We start from the raw sequence: 16822 nt of genomic DNA on the forward strand, positions 1-16822 counted from the left end.
AATCATTCATATGAAAAGTGTAAAAACATTATGTATAGCTGTAGCTCTTGGAGCAGTTGCTATGTCATGCTCAGGAGATAAGAAAAAAGGAATCGACTATAACCAGTTCAAAACCAAAGTACAGCTTACTCCCGATCAGACGAAGAGTTTTGATGAAATCACCAAAAAATACCAGGACCTTCAGGAACAAAACTTCCAGGCTGCGAAAGCACAGGGAGGAAATATGGACCGTGTGGCTCTGGGAATTAAAAATGAAGAGTTGAGAGCCCAGCAGTCAATAGAAATGGCTAAGGTTTTGGATGGTCCTCAGATGGAACAATTCAACAAGTTCGTTGATGAAAATTCCAGAAAGAGACCAAGATACGATAATGCCTTATTGCAAAGAATCAAAACGGAAGCTCAACTTTCAGAGGACGAATTCAAAGTAGTAAACGCTGCCAATGATGCATTTGAAAAAGCTTTTAATGATGCTCATGATGTGTACCACGGAAACAATGACCTGGCAAAAGAATACTGGGACAAATTCGATGCACAAAGAAAAGCGGCTATTCAAAAGCATTAACCCCTGAACACTATACAAAATTCGAGGAGATTGTAAAAGATGTTCAGTTTAAAGGAAGAAAATAATATGTTTTAAGTTTTGAATGCAGGAAAAAGAGATGTTTTGTAAAATAAACGTTTTTTTTGACCGGCTTCACTCAGAATCATATTAACTTTTTTAATTTATTCATATCAATTTTAATTTTGGAAAACATTAAGACGGTAACGCGTCTTAATGTTTTTGCTATTAAGCCCCCTATGAAATTATTACTTAAAAGTCTTTACAGGAAAAAAAGGAAAAATGAATCTGTCACTAAGTATCTGATGTGGCTGATGCACCTGTGGCTGGGTCTTTTATCAAGTATTATTGTTTTTGTGATGTGCCTTACCGGTTGTCTGTATGCCTTTAAAAATCAGGTTATCGATTTTAGCAACAGGGATAAAGTGTATATCAGTGCAACGGCTGAAAAAACTAAAAATGCTGACTTGATTCAGGCCGAACTGTTAAGAGAGAACAAACAATTAACGTCTTTACTGATTCCTGCAGACAAAGGAAGAAGTTACGTCATCGGCTACCGTGAAAATCAACTGGACAAAAGTGCTTATTATAATCAATACACAGGAGAGTTGCTGGGCCAGGCTGATGTTGGTTCCGGTCGTTTCTTTGAACTTGTACTCGATCTCCACAGAAACCTTATGTTGGGTAATGTGGGAAGACAGATTGTAGGAGCATCGGTACTGATCTTTTGTATCCTGTTGATCTCAGGGTTGATATTATGGTTGCCCAAAAAGCTGAAGTTTTTGAAACAGGGCTTAACGGTAATGTGGAAAGCAAAGTTTCAACGCGTTAATTATGACCTGCACAATACCCTTGGTTTTTATACCTTTCTGATGCTTTTCTTTATGGCTGTCACCGGATTATATGTTACCTATCCATGGGTGAAGAATGGTCTTATTGTAGGGCTTGGAGGAACATCGATAGATAATATTGCTCAAGAGAAAGATAATGCAGATGATCCTTTCGGAGGACTTTTGGAAGATATGCTTCAAAAGCAGGATGAAAAGAAAAACCTCAAGAATTCTGCTTCAGCATCCATTGATATGATTTTACATCTTGCTGACCAGCATTTGCCTTATAAAGCTGTTACCAGCGTAGAACTTCCCAATAAAGAAAATCCGAGATATGTTGTCATTAAAACCAATACTCAGAACGCTTTGGGGATGATGTTTCCCGATGAAGTAACTTTTGATAAAACAGGAGTTTTCAAAACGAAAGAATTATTTTCAGACAAACCCCTGAACAAGCAGTTTACTGCTTTGGCAAAACCTCTGCATACGGGGGAAATCATGGGATTACCAAGCATCATTATTTATTGTATTGTATCCCTCATCGGATGCTCTCTGCCGGTGACGGGATTCCTGATATGGTGGCACAGGTACAGCAAGATGAACAATACATAGATCAGCTGGAAAAATTAAAGAGGAGTTTTTTAACTTCTCTTTTCTGTTTTTATATACCTCATTTTTTATTTTTGTTTCATCAGATTCATGTTAATTTTATACATTTATTAGAAGAAAAATAAATAGTATGGGACATAAGAAGAATCAGTTTTTTGAAAAATTTTCAAACTGGGCTGTGAAATTTACAGGCAGTGCATATGCCTTTGTCGGGGCTTTCCTTATTGTCGTTCTATGGGCATTTTCCGGACCATTCTTTGATTACTCGGAAACCTGGCAGCTGGTCATTAATACCGGTACTACAATCATCACTTTTCTGATGGTATTCCTTATTCAGAAAGCGCAGAATAAAGATTCCAAAGCCATACAGATCAAATTAAATGAACTCCTTGCTGCGCATGAAAAAGCGAGCAATAGAATAGTGGACATCGAAGATCTTACAGAAGTAGAGCTGGATCAGCTTCACCATTACTATGAACAGCTCGCCCAGTTGTCTAAAAAAGATTTGGATATACATACCTCTCACTCCATTGATGCTGCCCAGAGAAATCATGATTATAAGTATGATTTTTTTAAACGAAAGCATGAAGAATGGCTGCAAAAACAGGAACAACAAAAAAAGGAATCAAACTGATTCCTTTTTACTATAAGTTGACAGAATAGAGACCGGTAACTTAATTATCTCATAAAATAACTGAAGTAACTGCAACTACCCATAAGGCTTCTTGCTGCTTCCGTATCTCCATATTGAGTTTTTAACTGTGCAAAATATGTTCTGTACTTCTGATTTTTAAGATTGTCAAGTTCTTTCTGATAGGCGGCCTCTTTTTCTGACCATTTAGGATCAGAATAGTCATATTCTCTTTTGTTTTTTGCTTCATATTGATAATATTTACCCTGCTCAGCACTTGCCATCTGGAAGAGAATCCTTGCTTTTTCTTCTTTATTGTTAGAAAGCTTAAGGGCCTTTTGGTAATAATTGATGGACAGATCAAAATTATCAGGTTCAATAAAGATGGTATTCAGGAAATCCTTGTAATAATATTGGTATGGGTTGGTTCGGTCTGTTGTCCAGAAATGGTACTTTCCTCCGTTACTATTATCGATATCCATTACAAACAATTGTCTGTAATATCCCAAAACTGAAGTGTTGTAAAGAAGGTTTCCGATCAGCTGATTCGCTTTCGCTGCTTTCTCATCATTTCCGCTTCCGATCTTTTTAAGCTGAATAAGGCTGTTGGCCAGGTCGAGCTTGTTCATATTACTCTTAATAAATGGAAAGTCCGAATAATTTTCAGCTTTCATTGTTTCCGTATCCCCGCTCTCAAAACTTTCCCAAACATTATGTCCGAAAACAAGATCTGAAATATTATTGAAACCGTTGTATTCAGTGGAAGCATATTGTTTTTGGCTGATCTTCTGGCCATCTTTTTCCGTCCATTCGTAGTTTTGTCTTGGTATTCCGGTGAAGTTCTGGGCTTTTTCATAATATGATTTTGCTTTCTCAAAGTCGGCAAGTCTCATCTTCCTGTCACCATAAATCATATTGAAGAAGGCATCAATATTTCCTACGCTATCCATATTTTTCGCTATGACCTGCTGCTCAAACTGACTTTTATTTGGCTTTCTGTAAAAATCTTCAACACTCTTCACCAAATCTGAATTCGGGTTATACTGCAAATCTGAAAGTTTATTGTTCATCAGGAAAGATTTTCCGTCTTCTCCCTGAAGGAAATAACGGTTGGCCAGCACATCTTTAAGGAAGCGTGCCGTTGACGGTGCACTTCCGTAATAATCGGAAACTGAATTAGCAGTAGTGGCAGTATCTTTTTTACCCTCTTTTTCTACAAAATACTGAGGGTAATCTTTCATTAAATGGTCTTCGTAGGCTGCATCAATTTTAGGCTGGGATACAATGTCATTCAGAACTTTCATTCTTTTGATTTCTTCCAGATATTCCGGATTGGTTGTTTTAATATCATTCAGAATTTCAGAACTGGCTTTATAGTCTTTCTTCAGGAACTTAAGGTAAGCGTCCGCAATCTGCCAGTATTCATCACCGGACTTTTCTTTTGTTTTTTCAGTGAACTTTTCAAGGTCATCCAGGAAGTCCTGATTTTTAGTATCGTAATAATAATTGGCACGGGTATAGAAAGGGATCCTGTCCGGATTGCTGAATAATGCATCATCACTCAGGTCTGATTTGTTACTATTGCTATTTTTGTCAGATGAAGAACTTCCGAAAAGGTTCTTGAAAAACCTCACTATTTTTTGCCAGAAAGAGATCTTTTCTTCCTTGACTACCGGTGCTGCTTTATCTTTTGAATCGTTGGTTTCTGTATTTCCTTTCTGAACCGCACTTTTCTCTGATGCTGATTCAGAATAATAATAAGTAGGAAGGTAATTTCTTTCCAGCTCATTAATAGCCCTTGCAGCCATCACCTTTAAGATCTCCGAATCAGGATTGATATCATACATCTTTTCCATAGTCGGAATAGGATTGGTGTATTCTTCATATCCCAAAAGAAAATAGGCCATATTTTTCTCTTCATTGCTGCCTGCCCTTTTCATGATATTATTGAAAGAAGCCGTATCTGAAAGTTTCATAGATACAAAAGCAGACTCTTTACGATCTTTACTGTTCATGAACACCTGGAAGAAGTTCCAGTTGGCATCACCGTTCATTTCAAGGCCTCTTTGAGCTCCCGCCAGCTGATCCAAAGCCATAAAGTAAACAGTTCCCCTCAGTTTGATGGGCGTTACATAGGTATTAAAGGCTTTTACGGCAGAATCATAGTTTCTGGTATAGTGATTCAGACGCACCAGCTGATAGCCGTAGCGTTGTTTGATCTCAGGATTTCTGGCCGCAGTATACAGCGATGTTAAAGCTGAGATCGTTTTATCATAATCAAGGGCAGTGGCATTTTTCCGGTTGGCATCCCTGTCATAATAAAATGAATTTTCACTTTCGATATAATTGATGCTCATATAAGGTTCCAGATATTTGGCTTCAATTAAATAATCAATACCTTCCTTATATTTCTGATAGGACCCGTTGCCTAATTTGAGAAGCAATGGATTAGCAGGATTACCATTTTTAAGCGCATTCAGGTCACTCATACTCATTTTGTACACAAGATTTTGTGTCTCGGAATAAGTAAGCTGGTTATTAAAGAACTTTTTCCATGTTTCAATATTGTCATCAGGAATCAAGGAAGGGCTGTATTCTCTATAGAACCGATCAGAATACGTCCGCAGAAACGGAAGATATGATTTATCTTTAATAATGCTTTGGGTGAAAAGGTTGAAATAATCATAATCAGGATCCGACCACGCGCAGGCGTCAGATTGGGTATAGAAAAGTGATACAACCGCAAGTGAAAGAATATACTTTTTCATAGGGTTTGTCGTGTTTTTAGTTTTTTTGTAATTGATGTTTATGATCCCGGGCATTGTAATGCCTCTATCTTTTGAAGATTTAAAATTTTCGATCTGACACAAATTTACTATCTAATTGATAATAAATTACATTAAAAGTAGGGATTTTTTTCTCTAAAAACTGAATCACCTCTTCAAGTTGTTCTTCAGATATTTCTTCTACTTTTATGGTAAATCCCTTGTTTAAATATCTTCCAAAATAGAAACCGTCTTTTGTGATTTCCGCTTCATATTCAGAGATCTTTTTAAAATCGGGGTTTTCAAGATCCTTTTTAGATAACGCATTGATGAGTTTATGTTTGTCGAGATGATTCGTTACAATTCCCCATGAATAGATGGGTAACGCAACGTCAATGTTCTTGATGGGATAATCTTCCAGTTTTGAAAGGTAACTTTTGAGAATATTGACATCCAGGATTGAATTTTTATCAGACTTTTCCAGAGGAGATGAAGTAGAATAGCACATTAAATATACCTTATCAACAGGAGGAATTCCTGTCAGCTTTCTATCCTTTACCTGATGAAGGCGAAGCGTACAGGTAACCTCTTTTCCCGAAACTCTTTTCAGTTCTTTTAAAAATCTAAAATAATCATCCCGTGTGCCGGCGGTCCAGTCACAGTCAATTTGAATTTCATTGTTTGTTGTCAAATGATATTCTTCCGATTTCTTTTGAATCAGATGATGAATACTTTCTGCCAGAAACTTAATTTCTTCCTGAGTAATCCCCAGCAGAGTAGGGTTGGTGATAAATACAGTGGGTACAATCTTTTGGACTGTCTTAAAACTTGACTCCCTGGTAATAACGGCCACAGGCTGAAATGTACCGTTCACTTTATCGACATCGAAAAATCTTGTATAGAGAAAAGGCACCGGAGCTTTGTCCAAAACCTTTTTTCTTCCAGATCCAGCTTCAGATTGGTCCTCCAGTAATAAAATGTATAAGGGTGGTCTTTCTTTTTATGACATGAAACAATAAGGAGCAAGAGGAATAAAAGTTTTAATGCTTTCATTGATATAAAATACTCTTACAGTTACAATTCTTTTCACCCGTTTCCGGACAGCAGTCATCAGATTTTTGATGTTTCCGTTAGCATCCGTTAAATAAATATTTTTTTTGTCGAATTTCACATACAATGTTTCATGATATGTTTTAAAATGAACCTTCATGACTTTCGGATTATACTTCCCGGCATTGATAACTTCCTTTTTTTCTTTTCCACTTTCAGGGTCTACCTGAACAGAGCCAAAGTGAACATCTCCGTTGCTCTTTACCTCCAGATAATAAGACGGTGCTCCTGAACCTTGTTCTCCGGTTTCAATATTAAAATCTCTTTTCCCTGTAAACGGAGTCTGAGACTGTGCGAAAGATAAAATACTCAGGCATAAGATCAGTACACTGAAAATCTTTTTCATAGTTTTTTTTTCAAAAGTAGAAATATTTATCTGAATCTTCAACCGTAATTTCCCGGTGATTAATAGTAATAGAGCTGTTTTATCTCTTATGTGATGATAAACGGAGGTTTTGTAATTTTCTTCGCATGAACAGGGGCATCCTGATCTTTTGAAAATAAAAAACCACTCCAAAAGGAATGGCTGTGTATGATGTTAATACAATTCACTTTCACAATTGCAAGTATCTTTGTCCACACTTTCTCGGGAAGAGCAGCAGCCTTCAAGATTTTGAACTTTCCCTTTTTCATCGGTCATAAAGATTTTGTCTTTATCAAACTTTACAAAGAAAGTCTCGTTGTATTTTTTGAAATGTACTTTCATTACTTTATTAGGAACATACTTCCCGGCGTTTACTTCTTCGGTCATTTCTTTTCCGTTCGCCTGATTCACCTGAACGTATCCAAAGTATACATCGCCGGTTTTCTTTACATCCAGATAATAATGAGGAGTGCCGGTACCGCTGTAGCCTTTCATGATATCAAAACTTCTTTTCCCTGTAAAGGGTACCTTTCCCTGTTGTGCTAAAACAAAAGTACAAAGACATACAACTACTAAGCTTAAGATCTTTTTCATAGTTTCTTTTTTTCAAAAGTAAAAATAATTGTTTAAATCCTCAACCGTAAAATCCCGGTGAATGGATAGGGACTCATCATATCAATTTTAAACCTATACCAGATAATCTGTAAGGGTGATCTCCATGCAATAAACGAAAGACCACTCCGAAATAGAGTGGCCATATATCATTTTTATAGAAACCGGTTTAAAAAACGGTGGCTGCCAGTTGAATTCTTGCAAACTTATTAGAAGGATTCCACATCACCATCATATGGACGGGAAGACTGTAATGATCGGTGATCTTAACCACTTTTCCTGCTTTCACACCTACATTCACGATATCAAAACTGTTTTTCCCATTTCCATAGAGGAATGTCTTGTCATTAAGAGCAAAACCTGCCCCCACAAAAGCATCCAGGTTTACTTTCTGCCCGCTGATTACCGGATAGCTTGCCTGAATGTACGTAGAATATCTGTTCTTTTTATAACTTCCGTCCGGTTCAAGAATCACTTCTCCGGCATTGGCACCTCCGTACAGCATAATATCTGCTTCGATATTAATTGGGAATGATGGTCCAAAAGTGTATTTCGTCCTTAAATCAATGATATGTGCAGTTCTTCGTTGTGAATAGCTGAAGATATCATCAGCGGCAACAGCTGTATTGATGTTCCTTGAATTGTAAAGATCCCATAATCCAATATAAAAGCGTCCGTCCGAATACTGGATATAATAATTGATCTCTTTGTAATGGGTATTGTCTTTATCATCAGCCAATGCCGATGCTCCCCATATTCCTACTTTCCATTTCTTTTCTGCATCCAGCGCATAGGAAAGATTCCCCATTACAACAGGTTTATCTGTAATAATAAGACCTCTCCACAGGTGATTGTTCTGGATGTTAGCGGTAAAATCCAGCCTGCCTTCTTTGGCCTCTGTGTTTTCCTGAGAAAACAATCTTCCTGTGCCCAGGGCAAGAAGGAAGATTCCTTTTAAGATTTTTTTCATCATTTGTATTATTTTAAAAATCCATATAAAACAGCGGCAATAACGGCTCCTGTGATAGGGCCTACTACCGGAATCCATGCATAGCTCCAGTCACTGCTCCCTTTTACCGGAAGGATGGCATGCATTATTCTCGGGGCTAGATCTCTTGCGGGGTTAATAGCATACCCTGTAGTTCCTCCTAGAGATAGACCGATGGCCCAAACTACAAACGTAACCGGGATGGCACCGATGGAACCGAGTCCTACTTTAGCCGTTGGATCTGCCTGCAGGGAAATACTTGGATTGGCAAAATAGAATACACAGAATACCAGTACAAATGTTCCGATAATTTCACTGATCAGGTTTGAAGAAGTCTTTCTGATCGCAGGGCCCGTACTGAAACAGGCCAGTTTTGCCCCTTCGTCTTCTGTAATTGCAAAATGATCTTTATGAAACAGCCATACCAGAAAGGCACCAAGCATCCCTCCGATCATTTGGGCAGCAATATAAGAAGGTACCAGATCCCATGAAAACTGCCCTGCTGTAGCCAAACCAATGGTTACTGCAGGATTCAAATGAGCCCCACTCACAGGGCCGGCTACTGTAACCCCGACAAAAACAGCCAGCGCCCAGGCAGTAGTGATCACAATCCATCCGGAATTATTCCCTTTGGTATCTTTTAAGACAACATTTGCTACAACGCCGTTGCCTAACAGTATAAGAAGCATCGTCCCGATTACTTCTGCAATAAATGGAGTCATAAGTGTATTTTTAAGGTAAGGGAATTAGTCTTCTATCCAGTTTTGAGCACGGCTCACAGCTTTTTTCCATGAATGGATCATCTTGTCAACCTTTTCATTCTCCAGCTGAGGATGGAAATCTTTGTCTACGATCCATTGAGATTGGATCTCATCTATGCTTTTCCAGTATCCTACAGCAAGACCTGCCAGGTATGCGGCTCCTAAGGCTGTTGTCTCCAAAGTTTTTGGTCTTGTGATTTTAAAGCTGAACAAATCGGATTGTATCTGCATCAGAAGATCGCTGGCAGAAGCTCCGCCGTCTACTCTCAATTCAAGACTTGCTCTTCCTGAATCTGCTTCCATCGCTTTTACAATATCATAGACCTGAAATGCAATTCCTTCCAGAGTTGCTCTGGCGATATGGGCATCGGTAGTACCTCTGGTGATTCCTACAATAGTTCCACGGGCATATTGATCCCAGTAAGGAGCTCCTAATCCTGTAAGGGCCGGAACGAAATAAACGCCACCATTGTCTTTAACAGATGATGCCAATGTATTGATCTGTTCCGAAGAGTCAATCAGTTTAAGCCCGTCTCGAAGCCATTGAATAGCTGCGCCGCCTACAAATACACTTCCTTCCAGAGCATAATTTACTTCGCCGTTGATTTTCCATGCTACAGTTGTAAGAAGGTTGTTCTTGGATGATACCGCTTCTTTTCCCGTATTCATTAATAAGAAACATCCGGTTCCGTATGTATTTTTTACCATTCCAGGAGAGGTACACATCTGACCGAATAAAGCTGCCTGCTGATCTCCTGCTATCCCTGCAATCGGGATCTTCGTAGAGAATAGAGTAGTGGCTGTTTCACCATATACTTCGCTGCTTTGCTTTACCTCAGGAAGAATGGCTTTAGGAATATTAAACAGTTCCAGTAAATCTTGATCCCATTCCAGAGAATGAATGTTTAAAAGCATGGTTCTGCTTGCATTCGATACATCTGTAATGAACATTTTGCCACGGGTAAGTTTCCATACAAGCCATGTATCAACCGTTCCAAAACATAATTTTCCGGCTTCCGCCTTTTCTCTTGCCCCGTCTACATTATCAAGGATCCATTTTAATTTGGTTGCTGAAAAGTAGGCATCAAGTACAAGTCCTGTTTTTTCTTTGATAGCTTCGGTGTGTCCCTGTTCTTTCAGTTCGTCGCAGTATTTCGCAGTTCTGCGGTCCTGCCATACGATGGCATTATAGATCGGTTCACCTGTTTCCTTATCCCAAACCACCGTTGTTTCACGTTGATTGGTAATCCCGATAGCGGCAACTTCCAGTCCGGAGATTCCTGCTTTTGCTATCACTTCTGCTGCCACAGAGATTTGTGATGACCAGATTTCATTCGGATCATGCTCTACCCAACCCGGAGTTGGAAAAATTTGTCTGAAGTCTTTCTGTGATACGTATTTTATTTCTCCACTGTGGTTGAAAAGAATCGCTCTGGAGGAAGTTGTCCCCTGGTCAAGAGCGAGAATTAATTTTTCATTCATATATGGTGTTAATTTAGGTTAATAACTTTAGGGGAATAAGGAGTCAGTAAATATCCTTTTGCCAGTGCTATAAATTCGTCTTCCTGTTTTTGAGCCCATTCTTCAGAATTCCCATTTTCTTCAGCAATGATGCGCGCTACATTGTGAGCACAGTCTATCGCTGCTCTTGCATCTAAGAATAACAAACGAACTCTTCTTGCTAAAATATCTTCAATGATCACAGCCATTTCGTTTCTTACCGCCCATACTACCTCGGCCACAGTGAAAGGGTGATCCGGGTGTATTTTTTGCGCATAACGAGGGTTGCTTTCCTGAAGAGCTTTTACAGCCGGGATATCAGATCCGTAAACATATAAATGATTGGTTCTGTCTACCAGCTCCGGTTTCATATTCCCGTGAATGGAAAGATGTTCTGTTTTAGAAGGGGTGTTTCCAAGCTGATGCACTTTCATGGCTTCGTCTATTGTATCTTCAGCCATTTTACGGTAGGTCGTCCATTTTCCTCCGATAATAGAAACCAGTCCTGTGTCTGAAGTGATCACTTTGTGGCTGCGGGAAACTTCTTTTGTACTTTTGGCACCGTCTTTAGGGGCGGCAAGCGGACGAAGGCCTGCAAAAACTGATTTCACATCCTCGCGGGTAGGTTTTTTTGCTAAATATTGTCTTGCTGTGTTTAAAACAAAGCTGATCTCTTCTTCCAGGGCTCGGGGTTCAAAACTTTCATCCTTCAAAAGAGTGTCGGTAGTTCCTACCAGTGCTCTGTCATGCCATGGTACAACAAACAATACTCTGCCATCGGAAGTTTTTGGAATCATAATGGCATCATCACTTTTAAGGAAAGATTTATCCAATACCAGGTGGATTCCCTGACTCGGTACAACAAATTTGCCATGTTTCGGATTATTCATGTTGAGAATCTCGTTGGTGAATACTCCTGTCGCGTTGATGACAACATTGGCATGAATCTGATACTGTTGTTGGGTAAACTGATCTTCTGCAGTCACTCCGATTACTTTACCGGAATCATTTTTCAACAGACCTACTACCTTCATATAATTGATTGCACTTCCGCCTTTTTCAATAATAGTCTGGGTTAAATTGATGGCCAATCTGGCATCATCAAACTGTCCGTCCTGGTAAACAACTCCACTCATCAAATGGTTTTGTTCAATAGTTGGCAGCTTTTCGATGGTTTTTGATTTGCTGATGTATTTTGTCTTTCCCAAACTTAGTTTTCCGGCTAGGAAATCATAAACTGATAATCCTATTTTGTAGTAGATTCCGCCCCACCAGGTATAATTAGGAATGATAAAAGATTGGTTTTTCACAATATGTGCTGCATTTTTAGCCAACAAGCCTCTTTCTTTTAATGCTTCTTTTACCAAACCGATATCTCCCTGTGCAAGATATCTTACTCCACCATGTACCAATTTGGTACTTCTGCTGGATGTTGCTTTCGCAAAGTCGTGGGATTCAAGCAATAAAGTTTTGAATCCTCTGCTTACTGCGTCTAATGCTGAACCTAAACCACTGGCTCCTCCTCCTATGACTATAAAGTCCCACTGTTTTACATTGGTTAATTTACTGAGTTCTTCGTTTCGTTTCATAAATGTTTCGTTTATGTTTCGTTTTCAAATATATAAATTTAAAATGAAAGTAAAAGAAAAATAAATGAAATTTCAACGAATGAAATCATTATTGTTTGGAAAAGGCTTTTATCATTGAAAACGAACGAATTGTAACGGGCCTTTAAAAAACAATAAAAGCTTATATTTGAAAAAAAAAGCGGTAATTTTGAACAAACAAATTAAATGGAGAAGCTAATACCAAGGCATGATGAAATATTAAAAGAACTGGATGAAAAAGGTCATGTTCTCGTTCAGGATTTGTGTGAGAGGTTAAATGTATCTTCAGTTACGATCCGAAAGGATCTGAACTATCTCGAAAGTCTGGGACTTCTTTTCAGAAATCATGGGGGAGCTAGTAAGCAGGTAAGATATGCTTATGAGAAGAATGTAGGGGAGAAAGAGAATATCAATGTGGAAGCGAAGCAGGCAATTGCCAAAGCGGCTTTGTCGTTGATTCAGGAAAATGACTGTATTATCCTGGCTTCGGGAACTACCATGCACTATCTTGCAAGGATGCTGGTGAATTTTGGACCGCTTACAGTATTGACGTCATCTTTGAGGGTCGCAATTGAGCTTTGTAATAATCCTAATATTAATATTATCCAATTAGGAGGTGAGGTGAGGAAAAGCTCTACTTCCATAGTGGGATCTATTTCCGAAGGGATCCTTAAGCAGTTTTCCTGTAACAAACTTTTTCTGGGTGTGGATGGGATTGATCTTGAATTTGGAATCAGTACCTCCAATGCTGCAGAGGCTCATCTTAATCAGGTTATGATTGAATGTGCTGATCAGACCGTGATCCTTGCGGATTCTTCCAAGCTGAATAAAAAAGGTTTCGGTAAAATTGGTTCACTGGATCAGATTGATTATCTCATTACGGATCATGGAATTTCGGATGAAGACCAGGCAAAACTGGAAGAAATCGGTGTGAATGTCATCAGATAATATAATCAGAACTTTACTATATAATACTATCAACCTTATGATCTCATAAGGTTTTTTTTCATTAAATGGGATGTCATCATGGCAGAAATAACCATCTATAATTTTCTGTACGTGATGAATTGTAAGTTTTTTCCGATGAAAAAACGAAATATTTCATTCTCTATGAGTTATGGCATTTGTTTTGTGTATAGCTGTTCGCTGCAAAGTCTTTGTAATAAACAGATGGAGATCATGAATATTTTGAGTCAGCAAAACTTTTTCTCAAAGTCTTCTGATTTTTTTAAAATGACCTAAATGATTAAAAATCAAAATATTTTAGTTGAAATATTTGTCAGTTACAAAATTATTCGTAGATTTGCACACTCATTTTAGGGGCGTAGTATGCCTATATCAGAAGTAGAAATTACTTTAGACCTCCTAAAAATGGTGATAAACAGAAAGATAAATTTTATTTAATATAAACAATGTCAGGTATTATTGGTAAAAAAATCGGTATGACATCTTTGTTTAACGAAGAAGGAAAAAACATTCCTTGTACAGTTATCCAAGCTGGTCCATGCTCGGTTTTACAGGTCAGAACCTTAGAAAAAGACGGTTATAAAGCTGTTCAATTAGGTTTCGATGACAAGAGTGAGAAGAACGTTGGTAAAGCGTTAGCTGGTCATTTTAAAAAGGCTGGTTCTGCTCCTAAAGCTAAATTGGTAGAATTCTACAGAGAATTCGTTGATGAAGTAAAAGTAGGAGAAGAAGTAAAAGTTGATTTATTCACTGAAGGTGAGTATGTTGACGTAACAGGAACTTCGAAAGGTAAAGGCTTCCAGGGTGTTGTTAAAAGACACGGATTTGGAGGTGTAATGCAGGCAACTCATGGTCAGCACAACAGACTTAGAGCTCCAGGTTCTATCGGTGCTGGTTCAGACCCTTCAAGAGTATTCAAAGGGATGAGAATGGCTGGAAGAATGGGAGGTGAGCAGGTAACTGTTCAAAACCTTCAAGTGTTAAAAGTTGATCAAGAACAAAATCTTTTAGTAGTAAAAGGTGCTGTTCCGGGAGCTAAAAATTCTTATGTAATTATCAGAAAATGGAACTAGTAGTATTAAATACATCAGGAAAAGAGACCGGAAGAAAAGTAACTCTAGACGAAACAGTATTCGGAATTGAGCCAAACCAGCACGCGGTTTACTTAGAAGTTAAACAGTACCTTGCTGCACAAAGACAAGGAACTCATAAAGCAAAAGAAAGAAGCGAAATTACTGCTTCTACTAAAAAGCTTAAGAAGCAAAAAGGATCAGGATCTGCTAGATATGGTGATATTAAATCTCCAACTTTCAGAGGTGGAGGTAGAGTATTCGGACCAAAACCAAGAGACTACAGATTCAAATTGAACAAAGCTCTTAAGAGATTAGCTAAAAAATCTGTTTTATCTCAGAAAATGAGAGACAACAGCATCAGAGTTTTAGAAGATATGAGCTTAAATGCTCCTAAAACTAAAGATTTCATCACTGTATTAGATGCATTGACATTAAGCGGTAAAAAATCTTTGTTTATTCTTCCTGAAGCTAACAAGAATGTGTATTTATCTTCAAGAAACTTACCTAAGACTAAAGTAATGAACTTCAACGAAGTAAGCTCTTACGATTTAGTAAACGCTGGTGAGATCATTTTCTTCGAAGGTGCAGTTGAAAAATTCCAGGAAAATTTAAAGAAATAAGTCATGTCAGTTATTATTAAACCAGTTATTTCAGAAAAGGCTAATTACCTTACAGATTTAAGAGGTTCTTATTCTTTCTTAGTTGATCCTAAGGCGAATAAAATCCAGATTAAAAAGGCTGTTGAAGCAGCTTACGGTGTAAAAGTAGCAGACGTTAACACAATGATTTATGCTCCGAAGGTTTCTTCAAAATACACTAAAAAAGGTCTTCAAGTAGGAAAGACAAACAAATTGAAAAAAGCGGTAATTAAACTTGTTGAAGGTGAGGTTATCGATATTTTTGCTGTAAATTAATTATTAATTATAAATAATAGTAATGTCTGTTAGAAAATTAAAACCTATCACCCCGGGACAGAGATTCAGAATTGTAAACAATTTTGAGGAAATTACTACCAACAAACCAGAGAAATCTCTAACAGTTGGTATTAAAAAGTCAGGTGGACGTAACCAAACAGGTAAAATGACCATGCGTTACACCGGAGGTGGACACAAAAAGAAATACAGAATTATAGACTTCAAAAGAAACAAAGCAAACGTTGAAGCAACTGTAAAATCTGTAGAATACGATCCAAACAGAACTGCATTTATCGCTTTATTAGAGTATGCTGACGGAGAGAAGAGATATATCATCGCTCCAAACGGTATCAAAGTTGATCAGAAAGTCATTTCTGGTGAAAACGTAGAGCCAAATGTAGGAAATGCAATGAAGTTGAAAAACATTCCTTTAGGTACTGTAATTTCTTGTGTTGAAATGAAGCCTGGTCAAGGTGCAATTTTAGCAAGAAGTGCTGGTTCTTCAGCTCAATTGACTTCTAGAGATGGTAAGTATGCGATCATCAAATTGCCTTCAGGAGAATCAAGAATGATCCTTACTGAATGTTATGCAATGATTGGATCAGTTTCCAACTCAGATCACCAATTAACTGTATCAGGTAAGGCTGGTAGAAGCAGATGGTTAGGTAGAAGACCAAGAACAAGAGCGGTTGTAATGAACCCAGTAGATCACCCAATGGGTGGTGGGGAAGGACGTTCTTCAGGAGGTCACCCAAGATCTAGAAACGGTAAACCGGCTAAAGGTTACAAAACTAGAAAGAAAAACAAAGTGTCTAACCGTTACATCGTATCTAAAAGAAAATAATTATGGCAAGATCACTTAAGAAAGGACCGTTCATTCATCATACTTTAGATAAGAAGGTTCAGGCAAATATAGAGTCTGGTAAGAAGACAGTTATCAAAACTTGGTCTAGAGCATCTATGATCTCTCCGGACTTCGTAGGACAAACTATTGCTGTACACAACGGGAAATCTTTTATCCCTGTTTACGTTACAGAAAACATGGTTGGTCACAAGTTAGGCGAATTTTCTCCAACAAGATCTTTCAGAGGTCATGGTGGTAACAAAAACAAAGGAAGCAGATAATCATGGGATCAAGAAAACAAGATAGTTCAATCGCAAGAAAAGAAGCTAACAAAGACGTTGTAAAAGCTTCATTAAATAATTGCCCGTCTTCTCCGAGAAAAATGAGATTAGTTGCTGATATCATTAGAGGAGAGCAGGTAGATAAAGCTCTTTATATCCTAAAATATTCTAAGAAGGATGCTTCTAACAAGTTAGAAAAATTACTTCTTTCTGCTATGGCAAACTGGCAGGTGAAAAACGAAGGTGCGGATATCGAAGAAGCTAACCTTATCGTTAAAGAAATCTTCGTGGATAGTGCAAGACAATTGAAGAGACTAAGGCCAGCTCCACAAGGAAGAGGGTATAGAATCAGAAAAAGATCTAACCACGTTACATTAATCTTAGGTAATAAAGAAAATTAATCAAGGT

16 protein-coding genes and 2 pseudogenes are annotated in these 16822 nt (G+C 38.0%); 10 read left to right on the plus strand and 8 right to left on the minus strand.

The genetic code is table 11. The features are described from left to right. The first annotated feature begins 10 nt into the window (after positions 1-10). The 3 genes from H3Z85_09740 to H3Z85_09750 all read left to right on the plus strand — a co-directional run bounded on the left by H3Z85_09740 (position 11) and on the right by H3Z85_09750 (position 2632). Complete coding sequence (locus H3Z85_09740) at positions 11-562, plus strand: hypothetical protein (protein QPQ53573.1); 552 nt, start codon at positions 11-13, stop codon at positions 560-562. A 236-nt stretch (positions 563-798) separates the two neighbouring features. Continuing rightward, positions 799-2001, plus strand: coding sequence for a PepSY domain-containing protein (locus H3Z85_09745; protein ID QPQ53574.1), 1203 nt, complete (start codon positions 799-801; stop codon positions 1999-2001). Between the two features lie 127 nt (positions 2002-2128). Beyond that, complete coding sequence (locus tag H3Z85_09750) at positions 2129-2632, plus strand: low affinity iron permease family protein (GenBank protein ID QPQ53575.1); 504 nt, start codon at positions 2129-2131, stop codon at positions 2630-2632. 44 nt (positions 2633-2676) lie between these two features. Here H3Z85_09750 and H3Z85_09755 read toward each other — a convergent pair whose 3' ends face one another. The 8 genes and pseudogenes from H3Z85_09755 to H3Z85_09790 all read right to left on the minus strand — a co-directional run bounded on the left by H3Z85_09755 (position 2677) and on the right by H3Z85_09790 (position 12318). After that, on the minus strand, positions 2677-5397 hold the full coding sequence (locus H3Z85_09755; GenBank protein QPQ53576.1) for a hypothetical protein: 2721 nt from the start codon (positions 5395-5397) through the stop codon (positions 2677-2679). A gap of 79 nt (positions 5398-5476) precedes the next feature. Continuing rightward, positions 5477-6447 (minus strand): annotated as a pseudogene (locus tag H3Z85_09760) (hypothetical protein). Continuing rightward, positions 6444-6850, minus strand: a pseudogene (locus H3Z85_09765) (hypothetical protein). Before H3Z85_09765 ends, H3Z85_09760 begins: the two co-directional pseudogenes overlap by 4 nt. 192 nt (positions 6851-7042) lie before the next feature. Beyond that, positions 7043-7462, minus strand: coding sequence for a hypothetical protein (locus H3Z85_09770; GenBank protein ID QPQ53577.1), 420 nt, complete (start codon positions 7460-7462; stop codon positions 7043-7045). A gap of 187 nt (positions 7463-7649) precedes the next feature. Further along, positions 7650-8450, minus strand: coding sequence for a hypothetical protein (locus tag H3Z85_09775; GenBank protein ID QPQ53871.1), 801 nt, complete (start codon positions 8448-8450; stop codon positions 7650-7652). Positions 8451-8458: 8 nt separating this feature from the next. Beyond that, positions 8459-9190, minus strand: coding sequence for an aquaporin family protein (locus tag H3Z85_09780; GenBank protein ID QPQ53578.1), 732 nt, complete (start codon positions 9188-9190; stop codon positions 8459-8461). Between the two features lie 24 nt (positions 9191-9214). Then, positions 9215-10711: a glycerol kinase GlpK gene (gene glpK / locus H3Z85_09785; protein QPQ53579.1), complete on the minus strand. Its 1497-nt coding sequence runs from the start codon at positions 10709-10711 to the stop codon at positions 9215-9217. An 8-nt stretch (positions 10712-10719) separates the two neighbouring features. Then, complete coding sequence (locus H3Z85_09790; GenBank protein QPQ53580.1) at positions 10720-12318, minus strand: glycerol-3-phosphate dehydrogenase/oxidase; 1599 nt, start codon at positions 12316-12318, stop codon at positions 10720-10722. A 204-nt stretch (positions 12319-12522) separates the two neighbouring features. On the opposite strand from H3Z85_09790, the gene H3Z85_09795 reads away from it, so the two are divergent. From H3Z85_09795 to rplV, 7 genes are all read left to right on the plus strand, one after another. Continuing rightward, positions 12523-13284, plus strand: coding sequence for a DeoR/GlpR transcriptional regulator (locus H3Z85_09795; GenBank protein QPQ53581.1), 762 nt, complete (start codon positions 12523-12525; stop codon positions 13282-13284). A 464-nt stretch (positions 13285-13748) separates the two neighbouring features. Beyond that, positions 13749-14375 (plus strand): 50S ribosomal protein L3, encoded by a 627-nt coding sequence (gene rplC / locus H3Z85_09800; protein ID QPQ53582.1) that lies wholly within the window; start codon positions 13749-13751, stop codon positions 14373-14375. Beyond that, entirely contained in the window at positions 14366-14995 is a 630-nt protein-coding gene (gene rplD, locus H3Z85_09805) for a 50S ribosomal protein L4 (GenBank protein ID QPQ53583.1), read from the plus strand. The genes rplC and rplD overlap by 10 nt, the downstream gene beginning before the upstream one ends. A 3-nt stretch (positions 14996-14998) precedes the next feature. Beyond that, the gene (gene rplW / locus H3Z85_09810; GenBank protein QPQ53584.1) at positions 14999-15289 is read left to right on the plus strand and encodes a 50S ribosomal protein L23; all 291 of its coding nucleotides are present in this window, start codon (positions 14999-15001) and stop codon (positions 15287-15289) included. 22 nt (positions 15290-15311) lie between these two features. After that, complete coding sequence (rplB, locus tag H3Z85_09815) at positions 15312-16133, plus strand: 50S ribosomal protein L2 (GenBank protein ID QPQ53585.1); 822 nt, start codon at positions 15312-15314, stop codon at positions 16131-16133. Positions 16134-16135: 2 nt separating this feature from the next. After that, entirely contained in the window at positions 16136-16414 is a 279-nt protein-coding gene (gene rpsS, locus H3Z85_09820) for a 30S ribosomal protein S19 (protein ID QPQ53586.1), read from the plus strand. A 2-nt stretch (positions 16415-16416) separates the two neighbouring features. Continuing rightward, positions 16417-16815 carry a 50S ribosomal protein L22 gene (gene rplV, locus H3Z85_09825; GenBank protein ID QPQ53587.1) on the plus strand — a complete coding sequence of 133 codons (399 nt, stop codon included), beginning with the start codon at positions 16417-16419 and terminating at the stop codon, positions 16813-16815. Positions 16816-16822 lie beyond the last annotated feature (7 nt).

It is taken from the genome of Chryseobacterium indologenes, assembly GCA_016025055.1.
GTDB classification, from domain to species: Bacteria; Bacteroidota; Bacteroidia; order Flavobacteriales; family Weeksellaceae; genus Chryseobacterium; species Chryseobacterium indologenes.